This is a genomic window from Streptomyces sp. NPDC003393 (assembly GCF_053589015.1).
Map to the genome: position 1 here is coordinate 1 of NZ_JBSFRB010000044.1, position 17504 is coordinate 17504.

The 17504-nt window shown below is 72.5% G+C and carries 11 protein-coding genes; 2 read left to right on the forward strand and 9 right to left on the reverse strand.

Going from position 1 to position 17504, the window contains the following annotated elements; genetic code table 11:
* From ACWDUZ_RS31575 to ACWDUZ_RS31595, 5 genes are all read right to left on the reverse strand, one after another.
* A partial coding sequence (locus ACWDUZ_RS31575; protein ID WP_451635224.1) for a serine/threonine-protein kinase occupies window positions 1–983 on the reverse strand: 983 nt, incomplete at its 3' end.
* A gap of 72 nt (window positions 984–1055) precedes the next feature.
* Complete coding sequence (locus ACWDUZ_RS31580) at window positions 1056–2822, reverse strand: protein kinase domain-containing protein (protein WP_451635225.1); 1767 nt, start codon at window positions 2820–2822, stop codon at window positions 1056–1058.
* Window positions 2823–2989: 167 nt separating this feature from the next.
* On the reverse strand, window positions 2990–5587 hold the full coding sequence (locus ACWDUZ_RS31585) for a protein kinase (protein WP_451635226.1): 2598 nt from the start codon (window positions 5585–5587) through the stop codon (window positions 2990–2992).
* Between the two features lie 124 nt (window positions 5588–5711).
* A complete protein-coding gene (locus ACWDUZ_RS31590; protein ID WP_451635227.1) occupies window positions 5712–7895 on the reverse strand; it encodes a serine/threonine-protein kinase in 2184 nt (727 codons plus the stop codon).
* A gap of 283 nt (window positions 7896–8178) precedes the next feature.
* Window positions 8179–9885 carry a glycerol-3-phosphate dehydrogenase/oxidase gene (locus ACWDUZ_RS31595; protein ID WP_451635228.1) on the reverse strand — a complete coding sequence of 569 codons (1707 nt, stop codon included), beginning with the start codon at window positions 9883–9885 and terminating at the stop codon, window positions 8179–8181.
* 290 nt (window positions 9886–10175) lie between these two features.
* Between ACWDUZ_RS31595 and ACWDUZ_RS31600 the strand changes: the two genes are divergently transcribed.
* Window positions 10176–11384 carry a nucleotide sugar dehydrogenase gene (locus tag ACWDUZ_RS31600; RefSeq protein WP_451635229.1) on the forward strand — a complete coding sequence of 403 codons (1209 nt, stop codon included), beginning with the start codon at window positions 10176–10178 and terminating at the stop codon, window positions 11382–11384.
* A 667-nt stretch (window positions 11385–12051) separates the two neighbouring features.
* On the opposite strand, the gene ACWDUZ_RS31605 is transcribed toward ACWDUZ_RS31600, so the two are convergent.
* The 4 genes from ACWDUZ_RS31605 to ACWDUZ_RS31620 form a co-directional block, all read right to left on the reverse strand.
* Window positions 12052–13176, reverse strand: coding sequence for a GuaB3 family IMP dehydrogenase-related protein (locus ACWDUZ_RS31605; protein WP_451635230.1), 1125 nt, complete (start codon window positions 13174–13176; stop codon window positions 12052–12054).
* Window positions 13177–13282: 106 nt separating this feature from the next.
* Window positions 13283–14785 (reverse strand): IMP dehydrogenase, encoded by a 1503-nt coding sequence (gene guaB, locus ACWDUZ_RS31610; protein ID WP_451635231.1) that lies wholly within the window; start codon window positions 14783–14785, stop codon window positions 13283–13285.
* 151 nt (window positions 14786–14936) lie between these two features.
* Entirely contained in the window at window positions 14937–15524 is a 588-nt protein-coding gene (locus ACWDUZ_RS31615; protein ID WP_030174033.1) for a sigma-70 family RNA polymerase sigma factor, read from the reverse strand.
* 589 nt (window positions 15525–16113) lie between these two features.
* The gene (locus tag ACWDUZ_RS31620) at window positions 16114–16725 is read right to left on the reverse strand and encodes a response regulator transcription factor (protein ID WP_003948568.1); all 612 of its coding nucleotides are present in this window, start codon (window positions 16723–16725) and stop codon (window positions 16114–16116) included.
* A gap of 382 nt (window positions 16726–17107) precedes the next feature.
* On the opposite strand from ACWDUZ_RS31620, the gene ACWDUZ_RS31625 reads away from it, so the two are divergent.
* Window positions 17108–17437: a WhiB family transcriptional regulator gene (locus tag ACWDUZ_RS31625; RefSeq protein ID WP_451635232.1), complete on the forward strand. Its 330-nt coding sequence runs from the start codon at window positions 17108–17110 to the stop codon at window positions 17435–17437.
* Window positions 17438–17504: the final 67 nt, after the last annotated feature.

Genomic DNA, 17504 nt, shown 5'->3' on the forward strand with positions numbered 1-17504 from the left:
CGCCCCCACCGCCCCGCCCCCCCGCCCCGGCCCGGCCGGTCGGGCCGGTCGGGCCGGGTCGGCTCCGTCGGCGGGGGCACCTGCGGCACGTTCCGCCGCGTCGGGGTGTGGCGTGGCGTCGAGGACGACGGCCGCGACGGCTCCGGCGTGCGTCCCGTCTCCAGGAAGGCCCGCAGCATGCGCTCCGCCTCGGCCGCCCCCAGCCGCCGGTCCGGGTCCCGCTCCAGCAGTCCGCGTACGACGGGCAGGATCGGCCCGGCCTGGGCGGGCGGCCGGATCTCGTCCATGACGACGGCGTGCAGAATGCCGCCCAACGAGTCGCGCCGGAACGGCGACGCGCCGCTCAGCGCGGTGCAGAGCAGGGCGCCCAGCGACCACAGGTCGGCCTGCGGGCCCGTCCCGCTGCCGGCCATCCGCTCGGGCGCGGTGTACTCCGGCGAGCCGACGAAGGAGCCGGTCTCGGTGAGTGTGGTGGCGCCCGCCACCTGGGCGATGCCGAAGTCGGTGAGGACGACCCGGTCGGTGCCGGACTCCACCAGGACGTTCGCGGGCTTGATGTCCCGGTGCAGCACCCCGGCGGCGTGCGCGGCGCGCAGCGCGCTCAGCAGGGCGATGCCGATCCGGGCGGCCTCTGCGGCGTCCACCGGGCCGTGCGCGGCGATCCGGTCGGCGAGCGAGCCGCCCTCGATCAGCTCCATCACGATGTACGGGCGTTCGTCCTGCTCCGCGATGTCATGGACGACGATGACGTGCGGATGACGTAACTGGGCGACCGCGCGTGCCTCCCGCAGCGTACGGTCCCGCTGCTGCCGGGCCTCCTCGGCGGACAGTGTCTCGTCGAACGGAAGTTCCTTGACCGCGACCCGCCGGCCGAGCAGTTGGTCGGTCGCCCGCCACACGACGCCCATGCCGCCGCGCCCGATCCGCGCCTCCAGACGGTAACGGCCCGCGATCACACGGAGGTCGGCCCCCTCGGTCCCCATGCGCCCCATCATGCCGCATCGGCCGCCCGCGTCCTGGGCGTCGACCGGCCAAGCGTGCCGGCTCGCGGGTCGTCAGTCCGAACCGGGCCGCCAGCTCTGGAGGACCGTCCTGAACTGCTTCTGCATGGTCGGCCAGTCGTCGGCGGGACCGGACATGTAGACCGCGTACTCGACGCCGTCACGCGAGAAGTACGTCTCCTCGACGGCATGGCGGGGTCCGGGGAAGGAGGTGTCCTTGCCCAGCGCGGTCCATGTGTACTCCCACCGGGAGCCGGCGCGGTCGCGGAACGTGTCGGCCTGGAGGCTCACCCGCTTGTAGTCGACCAGCCGGTGCAACTGCTGCTCCAGATCCAGCTGATGATCGTGCGCCGTGGGGAAGTCCGGCGAGTCGTCGACGGCGATGCGGATGAGGTGTCTGCCGCCGTCGGGCGTGTAATCGACCTGGTGGAGTGCCTCGTTGGCGTTCGTCCGCCGCCAGCTCGCGTCGGGCACGGCGACGCTGAAGCCGTAGGGGTCGCTCTTGCGCACCCAGCCGGCCGGAAGGTTGCTCGCCGTACCGGCGTTGCCGGTCCCGGTCGGACTCGGGCTCGGGGAGGTGACGGACGGTGTGGTCACGGACGGACCGGCGTCGTGCCGTCGGCGGCCGGAGTCCCACTTCTGGAGCACCACCGCGGTGCCGCCGCCGATGAGCGCCGCGAGGACCGCCACCAGGACGACATTGCGCAGCCGGCGCCTGGGCTGCCCCGCCCCGCTCGCTCCACCGTGCACGGGCCCTACGGTCGTCGGCACCGGCACCGGGTGGTACGGGGTCGTGGCGCCCGCGCCGGCCGGGCCGGGGACGGGGGCGCCCAGGCCGGAGTGCGGGCCCGGCTGCGCGCCGGGATACGCGCCGGTGGCGGACCGCATGCCCGGATGGGCGCCGACACCGGTCTGCGCGCCGGGACTCGCACTCCCGGACCGCGTCCCCGGGTCCATGTGATGACCGACCTGCTGCGTGGGCACATACGCCTGCGCGTCGCGCGGCCGACGCCCCTCGGCGGCCTCGGCGAGCATCTGTTCGATCGTCGTGACGTCCGGTCGTGCGGCCGGATCCTTGCGCAGGAGTGCGGTGATGACGGGTGCGAGCGCACCGGCGTGCGCCGGCTCGCGCGGCTCCTCGTCGACGACCGCCTGCATGGTGCTCAGCGGCGAGGTGCGGCGGAACGGCGAAAGGCCCTCCACCGCCGTGTACAGCGTGGCACCGAGCGCCCACTGGTCGGAGGCCGGGCCGGGGTCGTGGCCGCGGACCCGCTCGGGCGCCAGGTAGTCGACCGAGCCGACGACCTCTCCGGTGCGGGTGATGGTGGTGTCGCCCTCGATCTGGGCGATGCCGAAGTCGGTGAGCAGGACGCGGCCGTCCCGGCCGAGCAGGACGTTGCCGGGCTTGACGTCGCGGTGCAGCACCCCGGCGGCGTGCGCGGCCCGCAGGGCGCGCAGCACCCACAGCCCGATCCGGGCCGCCTCCTGCGGTTCCAGGCGGCCCCGCTCCTTGACCGCGTCCGCCAGCGACTGGCCCTCGACCAACTCCATCACGATCCACGGGCGGCCGTCGTGCTCCAGCACGTCGTGCACGGTGACGACGGCGGAATGGTTGATCCGCGCGGCCGCGCGGGCCTCGGCCCTGGTACGTGCGAGGAGGACCGCCCGGTCGCTGTCGGACACGTAGAGGGCGGCGGTCAACTCCTTTATGGCGACCGTCCGGTGCAGCACCTCGTCGTGCGCGCGCCACACCCGGCCCATGCCGCCGCTGCCGATGGAGTCGGCGAGCCGGTAGCGGCCCGCGAGGAGCAGGCCCTGCATCTGATTCACGTTGCCCCGCAATGTTCTTGACAGGGTCAGAGTAGGGACCGGCCCTCCGACAGGGAACGGGCGGGGTCCCATGGAGACAGCACTGTGACGGTTGCCGCCTCCGGGCGCCTGCGAGGAACCTCCGTGAACTCCCGGCGGATTCGGGACGCGAGAGAAGTTCAGCCGGTGAACCGGTACGTCGCCGACGCCTGTTCGTACAGCCGGCTCACCTCGTCCCGCTGGGACTCCGGGCCGCGCACCTGCACCACGTGGTAACGGCCACCGAGGAGGATGGCGACGTTGCGCACGAACAACTGCCGCCCGCCCGCGTCGCTCCAGGTGAACTGCCCCTCGGCCATGGTTCTTCCGCCCACCTGAATGGTCCGCAGGCCGGAGGAGGTGGCCCAGCTGGAGTCGCGGTAGCCCGCGAGCTCGCTCTCCTTCTCCCGCTGATACGCCATCGGGTCGCCGCCCAACTCGGCCGCGCCGTCCCGGCCCGGCACCACGATCAGCTCGAAGTCGCCGTGGGAGTAGACGACCTGGCCCCGTTCGTTCTTCGGCGTACGGCTCCAGCCCTCGGGTACGGCGATCCGGAACCCGGCGGAGTCCTTGCGCAGGGTGAAGCCGTCGGCGACGTCCGCACCGGTGGTCTGCGTCTCGGTCGACCCGGACGAACCGGTCGAGCCGGAGGGGCCCGCCGTGCCGGTGGAGCCGGAGGGTTCGCCGGAACCGCTTTGCCGGCCGGCGCCGTCCTCCGCTGCCGAACCGGACGGGGCCGGGCTCACCTCGCCGGCGGCCCCTGTGCGGTCACCGCCCGTGGCGCCACTGTGCCCGGCCTTCGGCATGAACAGCATCGCGTACGCGATCGCGGCGGCCAGCACGAGCAGTATCAGCAGGAGCAGGGTGCGCCCCAGGCTGCGCGGCGAACGGGCCCGCTCCCGAGCCCGCTCCCGGGCCCGCTTGTGCCGCCCGTGGTGGGCGGGTAGCCCGGTGCGCCCCCTGCGGACCAGCTCGCCGCGACGGCGGACGACCGGCAGCCGGCTGGTGTCGGGGGGCGGCGCGGCCACGACGTGGGCCCCGGCCTCCGGTTCCGGCGCTGACCGCACGAGCGAACGCAACCAGCCGCCGAGCTCCTCGGCGTCCGGTCGCTCGGTGGGGTCCTGGCGCAGCAGCGACTCGACGACCGGGCGGAGCGGTCCGCACTCCTCGGCGAAGGCGGGCGGCTCCGCGCACACCATCTGCACCAGTTCGGCGGTCGACTCCTCCGGATAGGGCGCGTGTCCCTGTACGGCGCGGAAGAGCAGCGCGCCCAGTGCCCACAGGTCGGTGGCGGGACCGATGGGGGCGGCCAGCTGCCAGTTCTCGTGCACGGGCCCGGCCTGCTCCGGCGCCCAGCGCTCGGTCACCGGCCCCACCACGGTCATCCGGGCCTGCCGGGCCCGCTCGGCGGCCAGCGCCGTGGCGGGTCCGCGCCGTACGGGCGCACCGGCGGCGAGCTCGTCCCAGCGGGCGGGGGGCGCACTCGCCACGGACCGCCCGGGCAGCGCCGAGGCGGCAGCGCCGGCCCCCGTGACACCACGGGAGGCGTCGGGCAGGGCCCCGGCTCGAAGGGCGGGCACGTCCCGCCCCGAGCCCGGAGCCGGCCCGCCGATCCCTGACGGGGGTACGGGTCCGGCGGGTGTGTGGCCTGGTGCCATGGCGTTGCGCCAGGAGGGCGGGCGGACGCCGTACGGGTCGGCGATCTGCCCAGGGGGGCCGGTGCGGCCCTCACCGTCGGCGGGCGGCCGGGCGCCGGGCAGGGCGGCGCGGGCGCTCTGCTGCGCCTCCTGCACCCGGGCCGCCGCGCGCGCGCCCGCGCGATACGCGGCGATCGCCCCGGCGCGCGCGGCCCGTACGTCGTCGGCGCGCTGGGGCGAGCGCGGGGCGAGCGCGCCGGGCGCTCCCGCCGCGTTCGCCGGGCCGGCTCCGGGGAGCGGCGACGCGCCGGCGGTCCGCGCCTCGATCGCGGCCCGCCGCGCGGCCTCGGGATCCGTGGCGGGCGTACCCGAACCGCTCGGTGGGCCACCGGCACTCCCGCCGCCCAGATCGTCCTGGTCGCGCTCGCCGTCCTGGGACGGCACCGGGTCGTACCCGCACAGCGCCTCCTCCGCCGCGCCGACCGCGAGGCCGGTCAGCATGACCCGGCCGTCGTCGCAGATCAGGACGGTGCGGGCGGTGATGTTGCGATGCACCCAGCCGTGGCCGTGCAGCACCCGCAGCGCCATGAGGATGTCGGAGGCGACCTCGGCCGCCCGGTACGGCGTCAGCGTTCTGTCGGCCAGCAGTGCGGCCAACGGCCGCGCGGCGACCAGCTCACTGGCGATCCACAGCGAGCCGCCCTCCACGAACACGTCGAACACCTGGTCGAGCCGTGGGTGGTCGGGGATGCCCGCCGCGGCCTGTGCCGCCTCGACCGCCCGCCGTACGGCCGGATCGGTGGGCCGCCGCGTCGCCGGCCGGGCCGTTCGCGCCGACCCCGTGCGGCCCGCTCCCTCCGCCCTCCCCCGGCGCGCCGCGGGTCCGCGCAGGGCGCCGTCCCGCGCCGTGAAGCCCTCGGGCAGCCCGTCCGCGTCGAGCACCTCCGCCTCGACGACCTCCGGCAACGGCACCTGCCGGAGCAGGACCTCCTGACCGCTGTAGGTGTCGAAGGCCCGGGTCTCGGTGAGTTCGTACTCGTCGGACGGAGGCAGCGGCAGGCGGTAGCGGTCGGCGAGAACCCGGCCCGCATAGTCGTCCACGTTGCCTCCCCCGGCCGCACGGTCGGTCAAATCCGTTCGCCACGCGTCCCGTTCCCGATGCTTACGGTCCGCAACCACTCACGATACGTGCCGGAGCCAACCCGCAAAGTGCGGATCCCTTATCTCACTTGGGTTCGAAAGTCTTCGTCAGCGTCCGCCAGGTGTCCTTGCGCAGGTCGGTGCCCCAGTCGGCCGCCCTCGCGGTGTACATCAGGGCGTACCCGTGCGTGTCGTCGACGACGAACCCACGGTCGATCACGCGGTACTTGGTCCCGCCGTCGACGTAGGTGAACTCCCAGTCGGCCGTGTTCCAGCCGCGGTAGCCCACCTTCTCGATCCGGACGCGCTTGTACTCCGGCCGCACCATGCCGCCCTCCTGGCGCTTCCAGTCGGCCACGGGGTCGTCCTTGGGCTCCGAGGTCCAGGCGACCAGCAGCCTCTGCCCGTCCGGGCCGGTGAAACGGACCCCGTATCTGTCCGCGCTCAGGTACCTCCATCCCTTGGGCAGCCTGATCGAGAACTTCTGGCTGCCGTCGTACGCCGAGACCGGTGGCGCCGAACCGTAGTCGTCGGAGTCCGGGCCGGAACCGGAGCCGGAGTGGTCGTCGTCCGACGTGCCCGTGTCGGTGTTCGCGGCGGACGAACCGTTCGCGTCGCCCGAACCGGCCGCACCCGTGGCGGAGTCGGCCTGCTCGCCCTTCGCCGCGTCGTCGCCGCCCGTCTTGCCGGTGTCCTCCTTGACCGAGGCCTTCGCGTCCGCACTGGCCGACGCGTGGGAGCCGGTGCCCTTGCCGCCGTCCTCGGCTCCCTTGTCGTCGCCGCCTCCGAGCGTGAGGGCCAGCACGGTGCCGAGCACGGCGAGCACCACGACCACCGCGATGATCACCAGGGTGCGCTTGGGCACCACGTCGGTGAGCGGCGCCCGAGGCACCGGCCGCGGCGCCAGATCCAGGTCCGGCGGCGGCACGACAGGCCATCCGGAACCACCGCGACCGGCCTGCGCGCCGTTCCCCTTCCCGGTACCGCTCCCGGCTCGTGCTCCGATGCCGGTGCCTGCGCTCCCGGTGCCGGTCCCAGGGCCCGGACCCGACTTCGGGCCCGGAGCCGAAGGCGTCCCGGAACCCGGGGCCGCCTTCGAGGCGACGGCCGCCGGCCGATCCGCGGCCTTGCCGGCCGCCGCCGGCTTGGCGCGGGCCGTTGCCGCCACGGCGGCCTTGCGCACGGAACGCAGCGCGCCGCGCAGCCGGTCGGCCGCCTCCTCGCCCCGCTTGCCCGTGCCGCCGGAACCAGAATCGGAGCCGGACCGGTTGCCGGAGCCGGACCGGTTGCCGGGGCCGGAGGCCGCCGGGCCGTCGCCTCTGCCCGACCGCCGGTCCGGCTGCGCCGGCAGCGGCACGACCCTCGTGGCGTCTGCGGGCGGTTCCGGCTCGGACGCCTTCGGCTCGGGCGCGTTGACGACGGCGTCGAGCATCGCGCGGGCGCCCGCGTCGTCCAGGCGCTTGTCCGGGTCCTTGCTGAGCAGGCCGTAGATGACGTCCCGGAGCGGACCGGCGTTCTTGGGCTCCTCCAGCGGCTCGGTCATCACCGCGGTCAGCGTGGCGATCGCCGAGCCCTTGTCGTACGGCGGGGCGCCCTCGACCGAGGCGTAGAGCAGGCCGCCGAGCGACCACAGGTCGGCCGCGGGACCGGGCTTGTGGCCACGGGCCCTTTCGGGGGAGATGTAGGAGGGAGCGCCGACCAGCATGCCGGTCGAGGTGATGGACGGGTCCCCCTCGACCTGGGCGATGCCGAAGTCGGTGAGCACGACCCGGCCGTCCTCGGCGATGAGCACGTTGGACGGCTTCACGTCGCGGTGCAGGATGCCCTGACGGTGCGCGGAGCGCAGCACGTCGAGGACCGCGAGGCCGACCTCCGCGGCCCGCCGGGGCTCCAGCACGCCGTCCTCGCGGATGACCTCGGCCAGAGACTTGCCCTCGACCAGCTCCATCACGATCCACGGCCGGTCGTCCTCGTCGACCACGTCGAAGACGGTCACCGCGCTGGTGTTGCGGATCCGCGCGATCGCCTTGGCCTCCCGCAGCGTGCGCGTGATCAGCCGCCGCTTCTCGTCCTCGTCGATGTTCGACGGGAACCTCAGTTCCTTGACCGCGACCGTGCGGCCCAGGGTCTCGTCCTGGGCCCGCCACACCGTGCCCATGCCACCACGGCCGAGCACGTCCCCCAGCCGGTACCGCCCGGCGAGAAGACGCTCGCTGTTGTCCTGACGAGTGTCCTGACGGGATGCCCCCGCCCGCTCCGCCTCCGACATGCGTCCCCTCATGCAACCCGCCCTGACAGAGCCTCCATTGTCCCCTACCCGACAAGTGCCTGGCGCCCAGGGTGCCCCTGAAGACACCCGGACAGACCGCTGAACAGCGCTGCCGTGGCGACGGGATGACGGGCCGTGACAGAAGCGGGGCCAGGCGTGCGGGCGCTCCGGGACACTTCCGCTCTTATGGGGTCTCCCCCGGGCCGACGTGAGACCGGACACGGGTCGGACACGGACCGGCCGGATGCCGGGCCCCGCACCGGAATCGGGCCCTCCGCGGTCCCTACAGGGGCACGATGTCCGGCGCCCCCAGCCGAGCCGCGTCGGCCGTCAGGTCGTCGGGCTGGCGCTGCGACTCCCGTTCGGCCTCCACCCGCTTCTCGTAGTGCTCGACCTCTCGTTCGATCTGGTCCTTGTCCCAGCCCAGCACCGGTGCCATCAGTTCGGCGGCCTCCCGGGCGCTGCGGGTACCCCGGTCGAAGGTCTCTATGGATATCCGGGTGCGCCGGGTGAGCGCGTCGTCCAGGTGCCGTGCCCCCTCGTGCGACGCGGCGTAGACGATCTCGGCCCGCAGGTAGTCGTCGGCGGCCTGGAGCGGCGCGCCGAGCGCCGGGTCCTCGGCGATCAGGGCGAGGATCTCCTGTGCGGCCGAGCCGTAGCGGTGCAGCAGGTGTTCGACCCTCACCACATGGATGCCGGTCGCGGCGGCGATGCGCGCCCGTGCGTTCCACAGCGCGCGGTAGCCCTCGGCGCCGTACAGCGGGATCTCCTCGGTGACACAGTCGGCGACCCGCATGTCCAGGCCGTGCACCGCCTCGTCGACGGCGTCCTTGGCCATCACCCGGTACGTGGTGTACTTGCCGCCCGCGACGACGACCAGGCCCGGCACCGGATGGGCCACCGTGTGCTCGCGCGAGAGCTTGCTGGTGGCGTCGGACTCACCGGCCAGCAGGGGCCGCAGCCCCGCGTACACGCCTTCCACGTCGTCCCGGGTGAGCGGCACCGCCAGCACCGAGTTCACATGCTCCAGCAGGTAGTCGATGTCGGCGCTGGAGGCGGCCGGGTGCGCCTTGTCCAGGTCCCAGTCGGTGTCGGTGGTGCCGATGATCCAGTGCCGGCCCCAGGGGATGACGAAGAGCACGGACTTCTCGGTGCGCAGGATCAGCCCGGTGGTGGAGTTGACGCGGTCCCTGGGCACGACGAGGTGGATGCCCTTGGACGCCCGGACGTGGAACTGGCCGCGGGAGCCCACCATGGCCTGGGTGTCGTCGGTCCACACCCCGGTGGCGTTGACGACCTGCTGGGCGCGGACCTCGTACTCACCGCCGCCCTCCACGTCCTGCACCCGTGCGCCGACCACACGCTCGCCCTCGCGCAGGAACCCGGTGACCCGGGCGCGGTTGGCGGCCCGTGCGCCGTAGGACACGGCGGTGCGCACCAGGGTGGCCACGAAGCGGGCGTCGTCCACCTGGGCGTCGTAGTACTGCAACGCGCCGACCAGCGCGTCCTTCTTCAGACAGGGAGCCACGCGCAGGGCGTGACGACGGCTCAGATGGCGATGCACGGGCAGGCCCCGGCCGTGGCTTCGGGCCATCGACATGCCGTCGTAGAGCGCGACGCCCGTCCCGGCGTACCAGCGCTCCCAGCCCTTGTGCTGGAGCGGGTACAGGAACGGCACGGGCCTGACCAGATGCGGAGCGAGGCGTTCCAGCAGCAGGCCGCGCTCCTTGAGCGCCTCACGGACCAGGGCGAAGTCGAGCATCTCCAGGTAGCGCAGTCCGCCGTGTATCAGCTTGCTGGAGCGGCTGGAGGTGCCGGAGGCCCAGTCGCGGGCCTCGACCAGGCCGGTGGACAGGCCTCGGGTGACGGCGTCCAGGGCCGTGCCCGCGCCGACCACTCCGCCGCCCACGACCAGGATGTCCAGCTCGCGCTCGGCCATCTCGGCCAGTGACTCGGCGCGCTGCGCCGGCCCCAGTGTCGCTGTCCTCACTGTGCCTCCCGCTGTCCGTCGCGCCGGCCGCACCCGTCGGGCGAGCCCGTGTCCCGTCCGCCCCGCGTTCCCCGTCATCTCCCCTTGCCCAAATTCTGACCGGCTTGCCCCTCTTCAGCCACCAGTCACCCCCAGCCTGTGGACAACTTCCGGCGGTTCACCCAGAAACACGCTGGTCAATCCCGCAAAACGGTCATATTTACTCCTAGTCTGACATTGCACTCGCTCGTCCTGTCCACAGGACTTGCGTGCCCGCCACGCCTCGGTTATTGGGAAGGACGGCCCACGCCATGCCCGCAGATCTCGCCGTCATCGGACTCGGCCCTCTCGGCCTGCCCCTGGCCCAGGCAGCCGTGGCCGCCGGTATCCCCACCCTCGGATACCGCACCGGGGACGAGTCCAGCCCCCTCAGCGCCGCCGAACTGCGCCGGATGCTCTCGGGGGGCTTCCGGCCGGCCACCGACCCGGCGGAACTGGGCCGGGTCCGCACCGCGGTGATCTGCGCGCCCACCCCACGCGGCGCCGACGGCGGAATCGACCTGAGCCAGGTGGAGACCGCGGCCCACGCCCTCGCCGGGCACCTGCGCCCGCACACCACCGTCATCCTGGAGTCGCCCGTGCCGCCGGGGACGACGGAGGGGCTCCTGCGGTCGCTCCTGGAACAGGGGTCCGGGCTGCACGCGGGACGCGACTTCCACCTCGCCCACTCCCCCAGCCGAGTGGACCCCGGCAACCGCGCCTTCACCCCGGCCAACACGCCCAAGGTGATCGGTGGCCTCACCCCGGCCTGCACCGAGTCGGCCGCCACGTTCTACGGCCGTCTCACCGACAAGGTGGTCCGCGCACGCGGGCTGCGCGAGGCCGAGACGGTCCACCTCCTGGAGACCAACTACCGGCAGGTGAACATCGCCCTCGTCAACGAGATGGCGGTGCTCTGCCACGAACTGGGCGTCGACCTGTGGGATGTCGTGCGCTGCGCGGAGACCAAGCCGTTCGGCTTCCAGGCCTTCCGCCCCGGCCCCGGCGTCGGCGGCCACGGCGTCCCCCAGGACCTGGCCGGTCCTTCGGGCCGCGGCCTGCGCATGGTGGAACTCGCCCAGCAGGTCAACAGCCGCATGCCCCGCTACGTCATCCAGCGCGCCGCCACACTCCTGAACGAGCACGGCAAGTCGGCTCGAGGCGCCCGCGTACTCCTTCTGGGTGTCACCTACAAGCCCGACCTCGCCGACCTCCAGGGCACTCCGGCCGAGGAGATCGCCGTCCGCCTGACGGGCCTGGGCGCCTCGGTCAGCTACCACGACCCGTATGTGCCCGCCTGGAGCGTCCTGGACCGTCCGGTCCCGCGCGCGGACGCGCTGTACGAGGCGGTCGCGGAGGCGGACCTGACGATCCTGCTCCAGCACCACCGGACGTACGACCTTCAGGGGCTGTCGGTGAAGGCGCAACTGCTGCTGGACACGCGGGGGGCGGCGCCGCTGGGGGCGGCGCATCGGTTGTGAAGGGGGGCGCGTGGGTGCTTGGGGACTGGGGCTGGTGGCATGCGCGGCGCTGCGCGGGTAGCTTACGGAAACAGGTGGGGTCGGCCGCGGCGGCCACTGCGGTCGGCTCGTGGATGGATCAGGGAGCGTCTGCCCCTAGTTGTCATAGGGACAGCCGTTCACCATCACGCCGAGAAGGTGGAGCCCACCGCAGGGGGCACTGCAGCGGGCTCCTGGATGATTCACGGGTGTCCGCCCCTATTGTCCTTAGGGGCGGCCGCTCACCATCCGAAAAGCCGCAAGATCCACCTCCTCCGGAACTGAGCCAGCCGAAGCCGAATGCGGTCCCAGCGAGTGGGCTTGCGGTGACGGCCCATGGGCGCGCCCCCTTCCACGATGCCGCCCAGTAGCCCGGTGGACGGTCCGCTTGGAATTCGGGCCGGGCCCCGAGGGGCGGGGTCCGGTCCGTGTCCTTGGAAGGGGGCGCCCCGGACAACCGGGTCGCCGATCACGGACACTACCGCCCCACAACGCCCGTTCAGCCCGCATTCACCCCGAACGCAACCACGTGCCCCCTTCGCGCAACGCGCCCCCGACCAGGAGCATTTGGGCATGCGAAAGGGCCGGTCGCCCCACCCGGGGCGACCGGCCCTTCCCGGTCTCGCTCGGTCTCGCCAGATCTCGGCGCTTACCGCTTGTGCTGCGAGTCCGCCACCGTCACCTCGACGCGCTGGAACTCCTTCAGCTCGCTGTAGCCGGTGGTGGCCATGGCGCGGCGCAGCGCGCCGAAGAAGTTCATGGAGCCGTCCGGGGTGTGGGACGGACCCGTGAGGACCTCCTCGATCGTGCCGACCGTGCCCAGGTCGACCTTCTGGCCGCGCGGCAGCTCGGCGTTCACGGCCTCCATGCCCCAGTGGTGGCCCTTGCCCGGCGCGTCCGTGGCGCGCGCGAGCGGGGAGCCCATCATCACCGCGTCCGCGCCGCAGGCGATCGCCTTGGGCAGATCGCCGGACCAGCCGACGCCGCCGTCCGCGATCACGTGCACGTACCGGCCGCCGGACTCGTCCATGTAGTCGCGGCGGGCCGCCGCCACGTCCGCCACCGCCGTCGCCATCGGGACCTGGATGCCCAGCACGTTGCGCGTGGTGTGGGCGGCGCCGCCGCCGAAGCCGACGAGCACGCCGGCGGCACCGGTGCGCATCAGGTGCAGGGCCGCGGTGTAGGTGGCGCAGCCGCCGACGATCACCGGGACGTCGAGCTCGTAGATGAACTGCTTCAGGTTCAGCGGCTCGTGCGAGGACGACACGTGTTCGGCGGAGACCGTCGTGCCGCGGATGACGAAGATGTCCACGCCCGCGTCCACCACCGCCTTGGAGAACTGGGCGGTGCGCTGCGGGGAGAGCGCCGCGGCGGTGACCACGCCGGAGTCGCGCACCTCCTTGATGCGCGCGCCGATCAGCTCCTCCTTGATCGGCGCGGCGTAGATCTCCTGGAGGCGGCGGGTCGCGGCCTCGGCGGGCAGCTCGGCGATCTCGTCGAGGAGCGGCTGCGGGTTTTCGTGGCGCGTCCACAGGCCCTCGAGGTTCAGCACGCCCAGTCCGCCCAGCTCGCCGATGCGGATGGCGGTGGCCGGGGAGACGACCGAGTCCATGGGGGCGGCCAGGAAGGGCAGCTCGAAGCGGTAGGCGTCGATCTGCCAGGCGATCGAGACCTCCTTCGGGTCCCGCGTACGGCGGCTGGGGACGACGGCGATGTCGTCGAAGGCGTACGCCCGGCGGCCGCGCTTGCCGCGCCCGATCTCGATCTCAGTCACGTTGGTGGCCTTTCCCTGATGCGTTTCAGCGTCTTCCAGTATCGCCGACGCCCATGACGAAGGCGGCCCCGGAGGACTCCGGGACCGCCCACCCGAGGCCGGCCGCCTACTTGCTGCTGTAGTTCGGCGCCTCGACCGTCATCTGGATGTCGTGCGGGTGGCTCTCCTTGAGACCCGCCGAGGTGATGCGGACGAAGCGGCCCTTGGACTCCATCTCGGCGATGGTGGCGGCGCCCACGTAGCCCATGGTCTGCCGCAGACCGCCGACGAGCTGGTGCAGCACGTTGGCCAGCGGGCCGCGGTAGGGCACCTGGCCCTCGACGCCCTCGGGCACGAGCTTGTCGTCGGAGGCGACGTCCGCCTGGAAGTAGCGGTCCTTCGAGTACGACTTGGCCTGGCCGCGCGACTGCATGGCGCCGAGCGAGCCCATGCCGCGGTAGGACTTGAACTGCTTGCCGTTGATGAACAGCAGCTCGCCCGGCGACTCCTCGCAGCCCGCGAGCAGGCTGCCCAGCATCACCGTGTCGGCACCGGCGGCCAGGGCCTTGCCGATGTCGCCGGAGTACTGCAGGCCGCCGTCGCCGATCAGCGGAATGCCGGCCGGGCGGGCGGCGAGGGACGCCTCGTAGATGGCGGTGACCTGCGGGACACCGATGCCGGCGACCACGCGCGTGGTACAGATCGAACCGGGGCCGACGCCGACCTTGATGCCGTCGACACCGGCGTCGATCAGGGCCTGCGCGCCGTCGCGGGTGGCGACGTTGCCGCCGATCACGTCGACGGACACACTCGACTTGATCTTCGACATCCAGCTCAGCGCGTTGCTGTTGTGGCCGTGCGAGGTGTCGACGACCAGGAAGTCGACCCCGGCCTCGGCGAGGGCCTGGGCGCGCTCCAGCGCCTCGGGGCTGGCGCCGACGGCGGCGCCGACGAGCAGGCGGCCCTCGGCGTCCTTGGCTGCGTTCGGGTACTGCTCGGCCTTGACGAAGTCCTTGACTGTGATCAGGCCCTTGAGGACGCCCTCGTCGTCCACCAGCGGCAGCTTCTCGATCTTGTGCTTGCGCAGCAGCTCCATGGCCTCCGGGCCGGAGATGCCGACCTTGCCGGTGACCAGCGGCATCGGCGTCATGACCTCGCGCACCTGGCGGCTGCGGTCGGACTCGAAGGCCATGTCGCGGTTGGTGACGATGCCGAGCAGCTTGCCGGCCGGGTCGGTGACGGGGACACCGCTGATGCGGAACTTGGCGCAGAGCGCGTCGGCCTCGGCGAGCGTGGCCTCCGGGTGGATGGTGATCGGGTTGGCCACCATGCCGGACTCGGACCGCTTGACCAGGTCGACCTGGTTGACCTGGTCCTCGATGGAGAGGTTGCGGTGCAGCACGCCGACACCGCCGAGGCGGGCCATCGCGATCGCCATGCGGGACTCGGTCACCTTGTCCATGGCCGCCGACAGCATCGGGATGTTGACCCGGACATTGCGGGAGATGCGGGACGAGGTGTCGACCGCGCCCGGCAGCACCGCGGATGCGCCCGGCAGCAGCAGCACGTCGTCGTAGGTCAGCCCGAGTGTCGCGAATTTCTCGGGCACTCCGTCGACGTTTGCAGTCATGACACCTTCCCCAAATGGCCTTGATCGGTGCGGATGCCCATGCTAACGGGAAGCGGAGGCGTCTCATTCCACGATAAGGGGACGCCGTCGGCTTCGTACGTTCCTCCGAAACGGACGCACGGCCCATGGGACGGGCGCGACGGCGGCGCGTCTACTGCTCGGCGAGGGCGCGCAGCCGGCTGAGTGCCCGGTGCTGGGCCACCCGGACCGCGCCTGGTGACATTCCCAACATCTGTCCCGTTTCCTCCGCGGTCAAGCCCACGGCGATGCGCAGCAGGAGCAGCTCCCGCTGGTTCTCGGGGAGGCTGGCGAGCAGCTTCTTGGCCCACTCGGCATCGCTGCTGAGCAGGGCGCGCTCCTCCGGGCCGAGGGAGTCGTCCGGGCGCTCGGGCATCTCGTCGGAGGGCACCGCCGTCGAACCGGGGTGGCGCATCGCCGCGCGCTGGAGGTCTGCGACCTTGTGGGAGGCGATGGCGAAGACGAACGCCTCGAAGGGGCGCCCGGTGTCCCGGTAGCGCGGCAGGGCGAGGAGGACGGCGACGCAGACCTCCTGGGCCAGGTCCTCGACGAAGTGGCGCGCGTCGCCGGGCAGCCGGGACAGCCGGGTGCGGCAGTAGCGCAGCGCCAGGGGGTGGACTCGGGCGAGCAGATCGTGGGTGGCCTGCTCGTCGCCGTCGACGGCACGGTGGACGAGGGCACCGATCGCCCCTTGGGCAACTGCCGCCTCGTCGTCGCGCATCGGTCCATGGTGCCTTGGCGTCGTATGCTCCGCGGCACCGCCTTCGTGGTTGTGCACCGAAGCGTTATGAGCGGGTGCGCCGGAACCCATCCCCTGCGCCCTCCCATTCCGCTCGACCGACTCGTCCCCGAGGAACTCCACACCTCAAGGATGCGGCATCCGCCGCGAAACGAGCAGCGGCCGTCCGGCGGGCCTCGTTGCCACCGACCCCCGGAATGCGGTAGGCGGCGGCTCGTACGACCCCGGGACGGCCCTGTCCCGGCCCTGGACACGGCCCCCCGGGGTTGCCCCGCTCAAGCCGCGCCGCGGCGGAACGAGCCGTGCCCACCGGGCGTCCGGCCGCACGGAGGCCGTCCTCACCGGCGGTCCGCCCGACCGGGCGGACCCGCCCGCGCAGATACGTATCGGCAGCAGGAGCGAGGCGTGGCACGAGCGCTCTCATTCGTACGTCCGGTGTGGTGCCTTCGGGTGTTCGTCGTACGCCCGGGCACACGGCGTACGTCCGGACACGGCGGCACTCCACGGGACGCTCCCCACGCTCGATCCCGCGCGTGGGGGCGCCGTACGCGTCCACCGCTCCGGGCCGGACCTACCGGACCAGGCCCCACCGGAAGCCGAGCGCCACCGCGTGCGCGCGGTCGGAGGCGCCGAGCTTCTTGAACAGCCGGCGAGCGTGCGTCTTGACGGTGTCCTCGGAAAGGAACAGCTCGCGACCGATCTCCGCGTTGGAACGGCCGTGGCTCATGCCCTCCAGGACCTGGATCTCACGCGCGGTGAGCGTGGGCGCGGCGCCCATCTCGGCGGAGCGCAGCCGGCGCGGGGCGAGCCGCCAGGTCGGGTCGGCGAGAGCCTGGGTCACCGTGGCGCGCAGCTCCGCGCGGGAGGCGTCCTTGTGCAGATAGCCGCGGGCGCCGGCGGCGACGGCGAGTGCCACACCGTCGAGGTCCTCCGCGACCGTGAGCATGATGATGCGCGCACCCGGGTCGGCGGACAGCAGGCGCCGGACCGTCTCGACGCCGCCCAGGCCGGGCATGCGCACGTCCATGAGGATGAGGTCCGAGCGGTCGGCACCCCAGCGGCGGAGCACTTCCTCGCCGTTGGCCGCCGTCGTCACACGCTCGACGCCGGGCACGGTCGCGACCGCGCGGCGGAGCGCCTCTCGGGCAAGCGGGGAGTCGTCGCAGACGAGGACGGATGTCATGGCCGCCCTCCGCAGCTGATGCGCGTCACCTTGAGCCTCCAGGCTGGTACGAAATCGTCACCTGTGCGGTCGACCGTCTCGGACGCCCGCCCGAGCACTTGTGTTTTCAACCGCCTCCGCACTCTCAACGACGGTCACTCGAAAGAGTTACGGGGCCGTACGCCGTTTTCGGCACTCTACGTGAGGGAGCGGACACAGTGCAGACACAGACGTCATACCCTCAACTTTTCATCACAAGCTATGCCCCATTCAGCCCCTTTTCTTCCCGTTTCCAGGTGTCTAGGGCTAGATTCGCAATGAGTCATATTTTCATCTCCTTAGATCGGAGATGTACGGTCGTTGGCACCGTATCCGCCACCGAACGGCTACAAGGGGTCACGCAATGGCAGATTTCTCCCGCCTTCCCGGACCGAATGCGGACCTGTGGGACTGGCAGCTGCTGGCTGCCTGCCGCGGGGTGGACAGCTCGCTCTTCTTCCATCCGGAGGGCGAGCGCGGGGCGGCTCGGAGCGCTCGAGAGAACTCGGCCAAGGAGGTCTGCATGAGGTGCCCGGTCCGTGCGGAGTGCGCGGCGCACGCGTTGGCGGTGCGCGAACCGTACGGAGTGTGGGGTGGACTGACCGAGGACGAGCGCGAGGAGCTCATGGGGCGGGCACGCAACCGGCTGGTGCCGGCCACGTCCCCCGGCGGGGATACCGCGTCGGATCATTGAAGGAACGTTTCTTCGTACATATGAACGAGCAACTGACAAGGGCACGCGGTCGCGTGCCCTGCCCTTG

What these genes read in the sequence shown, in the direction of transcription:
- ACWDUZ_RS31580 (WP_451635225.1), bottom strand. Translation starts at nt 2,822, where the DNA reads ATGCAGGGCCTGCTCCTCGCGGGCCGCTACCGGCTCGCCGACTCCATC.
- ACWDUZ_RS31590 (WP_451635227.1), bottom strand. Translation starts at nt 7,895, where the DNA reads ATGTCGGAGGCGGAGCGGGCGGGGGCATCCCGTCAGGACACTCGTCAG.
- ACWDUZ_RS31600 (WP_451635229.1), top strand. Translation starts at nt 10,176, where the DNA reads ATGCCCGCAGATCTCGCCGTCATCGGACTCGGCCCTCTCGGCCTGCCC.
- guaB (WP_451635231.1), bottom strand. Translation starts at nt 14,785, where the DNA reads ATGACTGCAAACGTCGACGGAGTGCCCGAGAAATTCGCGACACTCGGG.
- ACWDUZ_RS31615 (WP_030174033.1), bottom strand. Translation starts at nt 15,524, where the DNA reads ATGCGCGACGACGAGGCGGCAGTTGCCCAAGGGGCGATCGGTGCCCTC.
- ACWDUZ_RS31620 (WP_003948568.1), bottom strand. Translation starts at nt 16,725, where the DNA reads ATGACATCCGTCCTCGTCTGCGACGACTCCCCGCTTGCCCGAGAGGCG.
- ACWDUZ_RS31625 (WP_451635232.1), top strand. Translation starts at nt 17,108, where the DNA reads ATGGCAGATTTCTCCCGCCTTCCCGGACCGAATGCGGACCTGTGGGAC.